This window comes from Actinocorallia lasiicapitis (assembly GCF_054778695.1).
On the sequence record NZ_BAAGZI010000002.1, the window covers coordinates 1 to 12,441 of the forward strand.

Sequence of the window (12,441 nt, forward strand, 5' to 3'; positions counted from 1 at the left end):
GTGGCGGCGTTCGGTCCGTGACTCGGCGCGCGCCCACGCCGCCGACCTGCCGGACGCGCTCGGCGCCGCGCTCCGCGAGACGCTGCCTTCGCTCAACCAGGTGCCGCGCTGGTGGTGGCTGGTGAAGGGCTGGCAGTACCTGCTGGTCGTCGGCGCGGCCCTCGGCCTCGTCTGGACGGGCCTGCTCGCCGGTTCCGCGGCCGGCCTGATCACCGGCACGTCCAGCAGCCTTCTCGGCAGCGACATCCTGCCGTGGGTCGTGATCCTGACGGTCTGCATGTTCGGCATGGGCGCTTTGACGGCCGCGGCCTGCCGCAACGTCGTCGCCCTGTCGGCGGCCCGCCACGGCGAACGGATCGAACGCCGGATGCGCGAGAGCATCGCCGCCGTCGCCGACTCCCAGGTCCTCGCCCCCATCGCCGACGAGCTCGCCGCCTACGCCACCTACCGCTCCACCTTCACCACCGCCCGCACCTGACCCTTGTCCACGGAACGGCTTATCCACAGAACACCGTTCGGTCCCCAAGGGATCTTGTGGTTGGGGCACCGTCGGAGGCGGACGGGGTTCGCCGGGAACCCCCGGCTCCGGAGGAGCCATGGACGAGGCCTACATGACGGTCGTGGGGTGGGTGGCCGCCAAGCCCCAGTACCGGATCACCAGTAACGGGGTGCCGTTCCTGTCGGTGCGGGTCGGGGTGACTCCCCGCCGCTTCGTCAGGGAGACCGGCCAGTGGACGGATCAGCCGCCGACCTATGTGTCGGTGAGCTGCTGGCGCGCTCTGGCCGAGAACATCAACGCCTCCGAGCTGGCGCCCGGCACCCCGGTCATCGCGCAGGGCAGGTTGCGGGTCCGCGACTACGAGCACGCAGGACAGCAGCGGATCATGGTCGAGCTCCAGGCCGCCGCCTTCGGCCCCGACCTCAACCGGGGCAAGGCCCACTTCCAGCGCCGCAGCAGATCCGCCACCACGATCGAGGATCAGGCCGAGCCCATCGAGCCCGCCGATCACCTGGCGGGCCGTCCGGTCACACGGCTCCATCCCGCCCAACCCGACCGTTCACCGGTCGTCCCGGGCGTGTCGGGAGCCGACACGCCGGACACCGGTGCTGAAACTTCCGCCCACGACGATTCCTACGACCTGGAAGAGGAGGAAGCCGCGTGATCTCGGCCGCGACGTTCACCGGGCGAAATCAGCCGGGTGACGGTCGTGCTCCGGGGGGCCTGGCAGGGGCCTGATGGCTCGGATCGTCCCTGCGGGCCGCGCCTCCGGCCGTTCTCCCGCTGTGCGGGAGAGGCGGTGGGCGAGGGTGTGGTGCGGGTCAGATCCAGGAGATGCCGCGCATGGGGGCCTCCTGAGGCTCGTGAGGAAACGGAAGTGGTCTGTGGACGAAGTGCTTGAAGAAGGTAACGCTTTCCGCCCCGTGACGCACGCCTTGCAATTATCGTGTTACCTAACGTGATAGGTGGCCGGGGTGGGGGAAGCATGACGGCAGTGCACCAGTCAGCCGCCGACGAGCATCGCCGGGAGGGTGGGGAGCCCGGTCGCGGGCACGCCCGCTGGCCGCTGCTTGCTCAGCCCACGGTGCTGGTGGTGTACCTGTTCCTCGTGGTCGCCGCCTACCTGGCGCTGGGGGCGTGGGAGGCCGCACACACCGTGTGGCGGTGGCAGGACGCGCTGACTCTCCTGGCGCTCGGGCTGTGCGGCGCGGTCTGCATCGAGGCGTCGCGTCGGCTCGGGATGCCCGCGGGCGTGGCCCGCGACCTGCTGTCGGCGTGGTGGTTGCCGGTGGCGCTGCTGCTGCCGCCGATCTACGCCCTGCTGATCCCGGTGCCGCTGCAGGTGCTGCTCCAGTACCGGGTGCGGGCGACGATGGCGCACCGCAGAGTGTTCGCCGCCGCCGCGCTGGGCCTGTCGGGCGCCGCGACCTCGATCGTCTTCCACCGGTTCGTGCCCGAGCCGCTGGAGGGAACCGGCCGCTGGGTCACCGAGGACCAGACGGCGATCATCGCGGCGATCGGCTGCGCCGTCCTGTTCATCGTCCTCAACACGGCCCTGGTGGCGGTCGCCGCGCACGCCTCCACCCCTGACGGCCGCTGGCGCGACGTCCTGTGGACTCGGGAGAGCCTCCTGCTCGACGTCGTCGAGCTCTGCGTCGGCGTGATCGTCGCGATCACCTGTGTGATCTCGCCCGCACTGCTGCTGCTGGCGCTGCCGCCGGTCGTCCTGCTCCAGCGGAGCCTGATGCACCAGCAGCTCCAGGCCGCGGCCAGGACCGACGCCAAGACCGGTCTGCTCAACGCGGGCGCCTGGCAGCGTGAGGCCGACACCGAGCTGTCGCGCGCCCAGCGCTCCCATGAGCCACTGGCCGTCCTCCTGATCGACATCGACTACTTCAAGCGGGTCAACGACACCTACGGCCATCTGCTCGGCGACCAGGTGCTGGTCGCGGTGGCCTCGACCCTGGTCCACCAGCTCCGCGACTACGACGTGATCGGCCGGTTCGGCGGCGAGGAGTTCGCCGTGCTGCTGCCGGGCGCCGACACGGTCGAGGCGTGCCGGGTGGCCGAACGGCTGCGGGCGCGCGTCCGCCGGCTGGCCGTGCCCGCCGAGGACAGCACCGTCACCGTGACGATCTCCGTCGGTGTGGCGCTGTACCGCACCCACGGCCAGGATCTGATCGAGCTGCTGGCCTCCGCGGACCTGGCCCTCTACCGGGCCAAGGCATCCGGCCGTGACCGGGTCTGCCTGCCCGCCGTCCGCAAGGCGGGCTGATCCGCTCGCTCCCCTGATCCCCGCGGATATCCACAGGCGGGCGTGAGCGGGGGCGGGAAGCCCCTAGGCTTACCTCATGGCCGAGTACATTTATACGATGCAGCGCGTGCGCAAGGCGCACGGTGACAAGGTCGTGCTGGACGACGTCACACTGCACTTCCTGCCCGGGGCCAAGATCGGCGTGGTGGGCCCCAACGGTACCGGTAAGTCGACGCTGATGCGGATGATGGCCGGCCTGGAGCAGCCCAGCAACGGCGAGGCCCGCCTCATGCCCGGCTTCACCGTCGGGATGCTCCAGCAGGAGCCGCCGCTGAACGAGTCGAAGACCGTCCTGGAGAACGTCCAGGAGGGCGTCGCCGACACGATGGCGATGCTCGCGCGGTTCAACGAGATCGCCGAAGAGATGGCGACCAACTACACCGACGAGCTGCTGGCCGAGATGGGCACGCTCCAGGAGCAGCTCGACCACCGCAACGCCTGGGATCTCGACTCCCAGCTCGACCAGGCGATGGACGCGCTCCGCTGCCCGGCCCCCGACCTGCCCGTCACCCAGCTTTCGGGTGGTGAGCGCCGCCGGGTCGCGCTCTGCAAGCTGCTCCTCGAGGCGCCCGACCTGCTGCTGCTGGACGAGCCCACCAACCACCTGGACGCCGAGTCGGTGAACTGGCTGGAGTCCTACCTGGAGAAGTACCCGGGCACCGTCCTGGCGGTCACCCACGACCGGTACTTCCTCGACAACGTGGCCACCTGGATCCTGGAGCTGGACCGCGGCCGCTGCTACCCCTACGAGGGCAACTACTCGACCTATCTGCAGAAGAAGGCCGAGCGCCTCAAGGTCGAGGGCAACAAGGACGTCAAGCGCAAGAAGCGGCTCGAGGAAGAGCTGGAGTGGGTGCGCTCCAACGCCAAGGCTCGCCAGACCAAGTCCAAGGCCCGGCTCGACCGGTACGAGGAGATGGCGTCCGAGGCGTCCAAGATGCGCAAGCTCGACTTCGAGGAGATCCAGATCCCGCCGGGCCCGCGCCTGGGCAACACGGTGATCGTCGCCGACAAGATGACCAAGGGCTTCGGCGACCGGGTGCTGTGGGAGAACATCTCCTTCAACCTGCCGCCGAACGGCATCGTCGGTGTGATCGGCCCGAACGGTGTCGGTAAGACGACGCTGTTCCGCATGATCAACGGCGAGGAGCAGCCCGACTCGGGCGTCCTGCGGCTCGGCGACACCGTCCAGCTCTCCTATGTGGACCAGGGCCGCGGCGGCATCGACCCGAACAAGAACGTGTGGGAGGTCGTCTCCGACGGCCTGGACCACATCAAGGTCGGCCAGGTCGAGATGCCGTCCCGTGCCTACGTCGCGGCGTTCGGCTTCAAGGGCCCCGACCAGCAGAAGAAGGCCGGAGTCCTGTCCGGTGGCGAGCGCAACCGTCTCAACCTGGCGCTCACCCTCAAGCAGGGCGGCAACGTCCTGATGCTGGACGAGCCGACCAACGACCTGGACGTCGAGACTCTGTCGTCGCTGGAGAACGCCCTGCTGGAGTTCCCCGGCTGCGCCGTGATCACCTCGCACGACCGCTGGTTCCTCGACCGGATCGCCACCCACATTCTGGCGTGGGAGGGCGAGTCGAACTGGTTCTGGTTCGAGGGCAACTTCGCCGACTACGAGAAGAACAAGATCCAGCGGCTGGGCGCCGAGGCGGCTCGTCCGCACCGCGTCACCTACCGCAAGCTGACCCGCGACTAAAAGCCGGGTTTCTAGCCGAAGGCCACAAGATCTGCGGATCTTGTGGCCTTCGCTGCGTTTCGGGGTGCCCGAGTGGTCCCGGTAACCTGGCACTTGCCCCCGAACACCCTCGAAGAGATCAAGGCAGGACATTGGACGACACCGCCACGCTCCCCGCGAAGCAGGACACCGCCCGGTCCTTCCGCCACGTCTACGAGTTCCACATCCGGTTCGGCGACATCGACTCCCAGATGCACGTGAACAACGTGAAGTTCCTCGGCTACCTCGAGGACGCCCGGCTGGTCATGTTCCACGCCGACCCGATCCTGGCCGGTCTGGAGCCGGTCCGGGGGATGGTCGTCTCCCGGCACGAGATCGACTACAAGGTGCCGCTGCAGGGCGTGATCCACCCGATCCGGGTGGAGAGCTGGGTGACCGATCTGCGCGCCGCCTCGTTCAAGCTGTCCTACGAGGTCCGCGACGACGAGAACGTCTACGCGACGGCCACCTCCACGCTCGTGGCGTTCGACGTGGAGAACGCGCGGCTGCGCCGCTACACGCCTGCCGAGCGCGAGTACATCTCCCGTTTTCTCCAGCCCAAAGTAGGGTGAGACCCTACTCACGTTCTTGGAGGACCCTTGCGCCGTGTTCTGCTCGCTCTCGTCTCCGCTCTCGCGCTGGTCCTGGCGGTCGCCCCCGCGGCCGAGGCCTGTGAGAAATGCGTGAAACTCGTCGAGCCGAAGCCGTGCAAGGGCATCTCCCGCTGTGACTGGGGCGGTGACCCCGACGGGGTGTTCGTCGAGGTCAGGGCGAAGACGAAGAAGGCGGCGCTGGCCAAGGCCCGCCAGGCCGTCAAGAACGTCAAGGGCGCGAAGGTCAGGCCCCGCACCCTCGACGTCCTGGCCTTCCACGGCAAGAAGCGCGTCCTGTCGAAGACGTACCGGCTGAGCGGCCCGCACTACGTCTACGACGAGAAGCAGGAGTGCTGGACGGCCGTGTAGCGGCCGCTACGCCTCGGCGAGCCAGGCCCCGCCCCCGGCGGGCAGCGCTCCGGCGGACACGTCCCCGGAAGCCAGCAGCACCTTGCCGTGGAACGGCACCGGCGCGTCGCCGAAGTTCACGGTGCAGGTCAGCGGCCCGCGCCGGAACGTCAGCACCTGGTCGGGCGCGTCACACCACTCCAGTTCTGCGGGCAGCCCGTCCCTGAGCCGTCTCCTGAGCGCCAGGGCGTCCCGGTAGAAGCTGAGCATGGACGCGGGGTCGGCGGCCTGCGCCGCGGCCGTCAGGGGGGCCCAGGAGTCCGGCTGGGGCAGCCAGGGCTCACCTGTGCTGAAGCCGTAGGGCGGGGTGGTGCCCGACCAGGGCAGCGGCACCCGGCAGCCGTCCCGGCCGAGCCCGCCGCCCTGGAAGAAGATCGGGTCCTGGCGGGCCGAGGCCGGCAGGTCGAAGACCTCCGGCAGCCCCAGCTCCTCGCCCTGGTAGAGGTAGGCGGAGCCGGGCAGCGCGAGCAGGAACAGCAGCGCCGAGCGGGCGCGTTCCGCGGTCCCGTAGCGGGAGCCGTGCCGGATGACGTCGTGTGACGACAGTACCCAGGTCGGCGCGGAGCCCCGGGCCGAGGCCAGCGTCGAGGAGACGATCTCCCGGAAGACCGCCGCGTCCCACGGCGCGAGCAGCAGCGCGAACTGGAACGCCTGGTGCAGCTCGTCGGGGCGCACGTAGAGCGCCAGGTCGTCCGCCGACTCCGTCCACACCTCCCCGACGGCCATCCGCTCGTCCGGGTAGGAGTCGAGGATGGCCCGCCAGTCCCGGTAGATCGCGTGGACCTCGGGCCGCCCGTACATCGGCGATCCGGCCGCGTGGGGGCCCAGATCGCCCAGATCGGCGAGTGACGGGTCCTTGAACAGCCCCGCCGCGACGTCGATCCGGAATCCGTCGACCCCGCGGTCCAGCCAGAACCGCAGGATGTCCTCGAACTCCTTGCGGACCTCGGGGTTGCGCCAGTTCAGATCGGGCTGTCCCGGCGTGTACAGGTGCAGGTACCAGGAGCCGTCGGCGACCCGCGTCCAGGCCGGGCCGCCGAAGTTCGACTTCCAGTCGTTGGGCGGCTCCTCACCGGAGCGAAACAGATATCTATCCCGGCCGACACCCTTCAGAGCCTCCTGGAACCAGGGATGCTCCGCCGAAGTGTGGTTCGGCACGATGTCGACGATCACCCGCAGGCCGAGCCCGTGGGCGTCGCGGACCAGCCGGTCGAAGTCGGCGAGGCCGCCGAACCTGGGGTCGACGTCGCGGTAGTCGGCCACGTCGTAGCCGCCGTCCTCGAGCGGGGAACGGTAGAAGGGCGTCAGCCACAGCGCGTCCACCCCCAGGTCGCGGAGGTAGGGCAGCCTGGACCTGACCCCCTCCAGATCGCCTTCGCCGTCCCCTGAGGAGTCGGCGAAGCTGCGGGGATAGACCTCATAGACCACGGCGTCATGCCACCACGGCCGGGGTGCGGGGGAAGCGGAGGAGGGGGGAGGGGAGGTCGTCATGAGGGACGATCTACCCGGTTATCCCTCGCTGTTCACCAGACTGTCCGCCGCGCGCGAGAGGTAGTCCCAGAGGACCTCGACGAACCGCGGTTCGAGGTCGAGGGAGTCGACGGCGACGCGCATGTGCGCCAGCCAGGCGTCGCGCTCGCGGATCCCGATGCGGTACGGGAAGTGCCGCATCCGCAGCCGGGGATGGCCGCGCAGCTCGTTGTAGGTGCTGGGGCCGCCCCAGTACTGGATGAGGAACAGCGCCAGCCGCTCTTCGGCGGGGCCGAGATCCTCTTCGGGGTACAGGGGGCGGAGCACCGGATCTTCGGCGACGCCCTCATAGAAGCGGTGGACGAGCCTGCGGAAGGTCTCCTCGCCGCCCATGGCCTCGTAATAAGTGATCTGTTGGCTCATCGTTCTCCAGCCTAACCCGCTCAGGGAGCGGGCACTCCCAGCGTGATCCCGGCCTCGTCGAAGGCCCGCTTGACCCGGATGCGCAGCGCCCTGGCGACGTCGCCCTGCCGGCCCGGCTGGGTCTTGAGCGTGACCCGGACGACCATGGTGTCGCCGTTCAGCGCCTGGACGCCCCAGACCGACGGCTTCTCGATGATCACTTCGTCCCAGTCGGTTTCCTTGGCGAGCGCGTCGGCGGTCTGCTGGAGCAGATCGCGGACGGTGTCGACGTCCTGGTCGGCGGCGACCGGGATGTCCAGGACGGCGCGGCCCCAGTTCTGCGACTCGTTGCCGATCCGGGTGATCTCGCCGTTCCGCACGTACCAGACCACCCCGTTGACGTCGCGGAGCCGGGTGATCCGCAGCGTGACGGCCTCGACGCTGCCCTTGGCGCTGCCGGTGTCGACGACGTCGCCGACCCCGTACTGGTCTTCGAGCAGCATGAACAGCCCGGCCAGCAGGTCCTTGACGATGTTCTGCGCGCCGAAGCCGACCGCGGCGCCGATCACGGTGGCGCTGGCCAGGATCGGGGTGAGGTTCAGCCCCATCTGGCCGAGGACGGTGAAGGCCGCCGTACCGAAGATCACCACGGAGGCGATGGAGCGGAGTACCGAGCCCATGGTCTCCATGCGCTGGCGGCGGCGCTCGCTGAGCAGGGCGGGGCTGCCGTCGAAGATCGTCCGGGTGCGGTCCCGGATCTTCTCCGACATGGTGCCTTCGGCCACCTTCTCGGTGATCTTGGTGATCAGCCGGTGGGTGAAGTGCCGGACGACCACCGACGCGACGAGCGCCATGATGATCCACAGGAGGGTGGTGACGAGGCCGTCGAGCCAGGTGTGGAAGAACCGGGTGACGTCCTCGTTGTGCGACACGTTCCAGACGGCCCGGCAGGCGACGCTGGAGGCGTCCTCGTCACCCGCCCTGGCGCAGGTGCCCTCGGGCATCCTGGCGTCGGACAACAGCGGCAGTGACGACAACAACGTGAAGACCCTCCCCGGGATCCCGCCGGCGGATCCGTCCGGACCACCACCGTGGACGTGCGACCTGCACGCAAACCGATCGTAGGGGACGGAAACGATCGGGTCGTACGGTCGCAGCGGTGGTGCGGACGGACCCCGACGAGATCATCGGGGAGGGTCTGCGGACGGAATCACCGACCCGCCCCCCTCCGGGGAGCCGGTTCCTTCGTCCTTGGTGGGCCCGGCCGCGAAAGTGGGCGTGGACGTGGCCGGGCGTCGTCTGGGTGATCGAACGGATGATCGGTTGAGTTGTGGTACGGGTGGGTTCCGCGGGGGCGACTGAGCCACCGCGCCTGGTTCGTCAGGCCCTCGCGGAACCCTCCCGGCTTGTGGGGGTGCACGGCTCCAGCACGCGCGCCAGCTTGCGGGCGGCGGCGCCGGGGTCGTCGACCCGGTGCAGTCTTTCTCCCCAGGACCACCAGAAGTAGTGCTCCCTGGTCTCCGGCACGGGCGCGCAGGTCACGTTCTCGGTGAGGCTAGCGGCGCTGGGGTTGACGACCCTGAGGAACGCCGGCCCGGAGCGCGTCCGGACCACCCGTGCCACCAGGCCGCAGGCGTCCAGTTCCTCCACCAGTTCCTCGAGGTAGCCGACCCGCCGATCGCTGATCACCTGAGCGCACCTCCCCTTGTCGCGAGTTCCGTGTTTCTGGCTGCATGGCGAGAATTGCAACTCGGAAGAGGGGGGTCAAGAGTGCTCCGCGCGGCCCGAGAGAGGTTTCACCCCCCTGGGTAGAAGGTTTCTTATACCCGGTGGGTGAAACCTGGTTCCCGGTGTGTCCTGGTTCAACCGGCTGGTCAGGTGATGTCTTGGCTCCAAGGGTTGCCGGGGTTACGCTGCGTGCGCAGATCAAAATCCTGCAACCTGACCGAGAAAACCGGTCGCCAGGGCTCGGGGGAGTGCACAGTAGTGACCGTGCACACATCCGGCGGTTGGTGAGGAGGCCGGCACGATGGCAGAACCCCCCCGTAAGGAATCCGACCGGGCGCGAAGGATCCGCGCGCTCGGTCTGGCCAGGAACCTCTCGGCGGCGAACATCGCCGTGGAGATCTTCGAACAGTGCGGTCCGCTGTTCGGTACGAGCCGGATCAAGGCTCACCGCCTGGCCCTCGGGGTGGCGCTGTCCGACGTGGTGGCGCAGATGCGAGCGCTCTACGAGGTCGATGGAAAACCCGCCCCGAAGATCGGGGAGACGCTTCTGTCGGCTTACGAGAGCAGCTACAAAAGACCAGGTCCTGAGTATTTGCACTATTTGTGCCTGGTCTATCGCGTCGATCCGGGAGAACTCGGTTATCAAGGCCCCTGTGTTTGCGGCAGGGGCCACGACCAGCGTTCAGCGGTCACCGTACCGGCTCGCCTCACGGAGCCGGAGACCCTGGTCGGCTCGGTGGTCGACCGGGGTTGGATGGCCCATCCGCACGACGGAGGCCTTCACCGCGCCGAAGCCTCCGGGGCGATGGGTCGGCCGCTGGGCCTCGATCTCGGAGAGGAGGACGTCGTGCTTCGCCGGACCCTTCTGCAACTGCTGGCCGGAGCGGGCGTGGCGCTCGACGGCCAGTTCCTCGGAGCGGTGGATCAGCTCCGCAGGAAGATGGACGACACCCTTGTCAGCGCGACAGTGTCGCCGACGATGCTCGATCAGTGGGAGGAGACGATCCACGGGTACGGTCAGTCGTACCAGTCGACTCCTTCCCTGCGGATGCTCTGTGACGTGCTCCTCGACTTCAGCGAGGTGCGCAGGCTGGCCGACCAGCGGCAGCCCGTGGAGCTCCAGGAACGGCTGTGCCGTATCGCGGCCCAGCTTTCCGGCGTCTCGGGACTCATCATGATCAACCTGGGGGACCACCGGCTGGCCCGGTCGTTCTTCAGGACGGCCAGGACGGCTGCGGACGAGACCGGAGACCGGGGCCTGCGGGCCTGGGTGACGGTCCGCGAATCGCTGCTGCCCCTCTATTACGGTGATCCGCGCGAGGCCCTGCACCTGGCGCGCAAGGCCCAGGATCTGGCGGGACGGACCCCGAACGTCGCGGCGGCGATGGCTCCGGCCGTCGAGGCCAGGGCGCTCGGCCAGCTGGCGCTGCGCGGACGTTCCGACGCCGCGCCCACCGCACGCCGCGCTCTCGTACGGGGGCGCGCGGTGTTCGAGCAGCTGTCCAAGACCGACACCTCCGACCTGGTGTTCGGGTTCACCGACCGGCAGATGTCCTTCTACGAGGGCGACACCTACACCAACCTCGGCGACCACCGGATGGGCGAGCAGGTGCTGTCGCATGCGCTGTCCCTCTACTCACCGACCGAGATCATCGACCGGACGCTCGTCAAACTGGACCGGGCGCACTGCTCGCTCCACGCCGGCGACGCGGGGAAAGCGGCCACGCAGGCGCGCGACGCCATCATGGACCTCGACCCCGACCACCGGTCCGACATTCTCATGCACCGGGCGCGGCAGCTCGCCGCGACCGTGGTCCAGCAGCACGGCGAGATAGCCGAGCTGCGCGACCTGCGCGAGGCGCTGGCCGGCCCGTCCGTCCAGAGCCCGATGGGAAATCTGAACAGCGCGCCACCGGACCTGGCCTGATCGCGTGACGGCCATCGGGAGCGGCGCCGGGACACTGCTCCGGCGCCCGACCGCCACGCCCTCATGGGTCTTCGGCGATCTCCTGCTGAGGCGTTTCGTCCCCGGCGACCTCGAAGCGGTGCTCTCCCTGCACCGCGAGGGGCTCGCCAGGATAGGGCTGCGGCCCGGCGACGGCGTCTACTACGAACACGACCTGCACCGGCTGGAGGAGCTCTACCTCCAGGACGGTTCGGGCGAGTTCCTGGTCGGAACCGTGACGGGTTCCGATGATCGGTTTCCCGGCGCGCAGGTGCCCGTCGCGATGGGCGGGCTCCGGCGCCACGACGAGTCGTCGGCCGAGATGGTCCGGCTGCGGGTCCGCCCGGATCTGCAGCGGCTGGGGTACGGCGCGGCCGTGCTCCAGGCGCTGGAGGAGCGGGCGGCCGAGCTGGGCTACCGGCGGCTGCTCGGCGACACCACCGAGTTCCAGGGTCCCGCGATCGAGCTGTACCGCAAGTACGGCTGGCACGAGATCCGGCGCGAGGTGATCAACGGGATCATCAACATCTACGGAGAGAAGCAGCTGTAGATGCGCCCCGGGGGCGGCCGCGCGGTGCCGCCTCCGGGGTCAGCCCGTGCCGGAGACGAGCTGCAGCGCGGGGAACGACCGGCGCTCCAGATCGGTGAAACCGCGCTCCTTCAGCCCGGTGACGACCTCGTCGTGGCCGAACAGGTAGCCGCCGCCGACGTTCGCGATCGCCTGGACGGCGTGGCCCGCGAGCGCCGGTCTGGGCCGTCGTGACGTCAGGATCGCGATCCGGCCGCCGGGCTTGAGCACCCGGCGCATCTCGTCGACGACGGGCCACGGCTCGTCGAACAGGTAGAGGGCGCCGAAGCAGGCGACGGCGTCGAACGAGGCGTCGCGGAACGGCAGGTCGAGGACGTTCGCCCGGACGTAGGCGACGGGCTCGTCCTTGGTCGCGGCCACCGCCTTGGCGAGCATCCCGGACGCCAGATCGCAGCCGATCACCAGACCTTCGTCGGCGACCCCTTCGGCCAGCGCGCGCGTCACGTTGCCGGGGCCGCACGCCAGGTCGAGGACGGTGACGTCGGGTTTGACGGCGGCGCCGGGCGCGGCCAGGCCGAGGGCGCGGCGTGCCATCGCGAACTCGGCGGCGGTGTCGGGGCCGAACGGCCAGCCCTTGGCGAGGTTGAACGCGAACGGCCGCCACAGGTGCTCGTAGATGGGCGCGAGCGTCGTCCACAGCCGCTGCGACTGGGCGGGGCCCGCCTTGGCGGCCGGTCCGGCCAGGTCGAGATAGCCCTCGGCGGAGTCGGGGTGCTCGGGCCGGGTCTTCAGCAGGTCGAGGACCCGGTCCGGTTTCGGCTGCGTCATGGACC

Annotated in this window: 11 protein-coding genes and 2 pseudogenes; 8 read left to right on the forward strand and 5 right to left on the reverse strand. The window is 69.4% G+C overall.

Features of this window, described 5'->3' with window-relative positions:
- The 6 genes and pseudogenes from ACYVE7_RS00495 to ACYVE7_RS00520 form a co-directional block, all read left to right on the forward strand.
- Window positions 1-478, forward strand: a pseudogene (locus tag ACYVE7_RS00495) (ABC transporter); the annotation flags it as partial.
- Window positions 479-596: 118 nt separating this feature from the next.
- Window positions 597-1,163: a single-stranded DNA-binding protein gene (locus tag ACYVE7_RS00500; RefSeq protein ID WP_460362178.1), complete on the forward strand. Its 567-nt coding sequence runs from the start codon at window positions 597-599 to the stop codon at window positions 1,161-1,163.
- 321 nt (window positions 1,164-1,484) lie between these two features.
- Window positions 1,485-2,774 carry a GGDEF domain-containing protein gene (locus ACYVE7_RS00505; protein WP_460362179.1) on the forward strand — a complete coding sequence of 430 codons (1,290 nt, stop codon included), beginning with the start codon at window positions 1,485-1,487 and terminating at the stop codon, window positions 2,772-2,774.
- A 76-nt stretch (window positions 2,775-2,850) separates the two neighbouring features.
- On the forward strand, window positions 2,851-4,515 hold the full coding sequence (gene ettA / locus ACYVE7_RS00510) for an energy-dependent translational throttle protein EttA (protein WP_460362180.1): 1,665 nt from the start codon (window positions 2,851-2,853) through the stop codon (window positions 4,513-4,515).
- Between the two features lie 131 nt (window positions 4,516-4,646).
- Complete coding sequence (locus tag ACYVE7_RS00515) at window positions 4,647-5,105, forward strand: acyl-CoA thioesterase (RefSeq protein ID WP_460362182.1); 459 nt, start codon at window positions 4,647-4,649, stop codon at window positions 5,103-5,105.
- Window positions 5,106-5,132: 27 nt separating this feature from the next.
- A complete protein-coding gene (locus ACYVE7_RS00520) occupies window positions 5,133-5,495 on the forward strand; it encodes a hypothetical protein (RefSeq protein WP_460362183.1) in 363 nt (120 codons plus the stop codon).
- A gap of 6 nt (window positions 5,496-5,501) precedes the next feature.
- Here the strand turns inward: ACYVE7_RS00520 and ACYVE7_RS00525 are convergent, their stop codons facing one another.
- The 4 genes and pseudogenes from ACYVE7_RS00525 to ACYVE7_RS00540 form a co-directional block, all read right to left on the reverse strand.
- Entirely contained in the window at window positions 5,502-7,025 is a 1,524-nt protein-coding gene (locus ACYVE7_RS00525) for a glycoside hydrolase family 13 protein (protein WP_460362184.1), read from the reverse strand.
- 30 nt (window positions 7,026-7,055) lie between these two features.
- Window positions 7,056-7,415: pseudogene (locus ACYVE7_RS00530) on the reverse strand (globin); the annotation flags it as partial.
- A 32-nt stretch (window positions 7,416-7,447) separates the two neighbouring features.
- Window positions 7,448-8,446 (reverse strand): mechanosensitive ion channel family protein, encoded by a 999-nt coding sequence (locus ACYVE7_RS00535; protein ID WP_460362186.1) that lies wholly within the window; start codon window positions 8,444-8,446, stop codon window positions 7,448-7,450.
- A gap of 340 nt (window positions 8,447-8,786) precedes the next feature.
- A complete protein-coding gene (locus tag ACYVE7_RS00540; protein WP_460362188.1) occupies window positions 8,787-9,095 on the reverse strand; it encodes a hypothetical protein in 309 nt (102 codons plus the stop codon).
- A gap of 340 nt (window positions 9,096-9,435) precedes the next feature.
- Here ACYVE7_RS00540 and ACYVE7_RS00545 point away from each other — a divergent pair, with 340 nt between their 5' ends.
- Both ACYVE7_RS00545 and ACYVE7_RS00550 read left to right on the forward strand, forming a co-directional pair.
- Complete coding sequence (locus ACYVE7_RS00545; protein ID WP_460362189.1) at window positions 9,436-11,061, forward strand: XRE family transcriptional regulator; 1,626 nt, start codon at window positions 9,436-9,438, stop codon at window positions 11,059-11,061.
- A 4-nt stretch (window positions 11,062-11,065) separates the two neighbouring features.
- A complete protein-coding gene (locus ACYVE7_RS00550) occupies window positions 11,066-11,629 on the forward strand; it encodes a GNAT family N-acetyltransferase (RefSeq protein ID WP_460362190.1) in 564 nt (187 codons plus the stop codon).
- Window positions 11,630-11,668: 39 nt separating this feature from the next.
- On the opposite strand, the gene ACYVE7_RS00555 is transcribed toward ACYVE7_RS00550, so the two are convergent.
- Window positions 11,669-12,436 (reverse strand): class I SAM-dependent methyltransferase, encoded by a 768-nt coding sequence (locus tag ACYVE7_RS00555; RefSeq protein WP_460362192.1) that lies wholly within the window; start codon window positions 12,434-12,436, stop codon window positions 11,669-11,671.
- Between the last annotated feature and the right edge of the window lie 5 nt (window positions 12,437-12,441).

Coding starts and splice junctions, on each gene's coding strand:
- ACYVE7_RS00500 (WP_460362178.1), top strand. CDS start 597: ATGGACGAGGCCTACATGACGGTCGTGGGGTGGGTGGCCGCCAAGCCC.
- ACYVE7_RS00505 (WP_460362179.1), top strand. CDS start 1,485: ATGACGGCAGTGCACCAGTCAGCCGCCGACGAGCATCGCCGGGAGGGT.
- ACYVE7_RS00525 (WP_460362184.1), bottom strand. CDS start 7,025: ATGACGACCTCCCCTCCCCCCTCCTCCGCTTCCCCCGCACCCCGGCCG.
- ettA (WP_460362180.1), top strand. CDS start 2,851: ATGGCCGAGTACATTTATACGATGCAGCGCGTGCGCAAGGCGCACGGT.
- ACYVE7_RS00545 (WP_460362189.1), top strand. CDS start 9,436: ATGGCAGAACCCCCCCGTAAGGAATCCGACCGGGCGCGAAGGATCCGC.
- ACYVE7_RS00555 (WP_460362192.1), bottom strand. CDS start 12,436: ATGACGCAGCCGAAACCGGACCGGGTCCTCGACCTGCTGAAGACCCGG.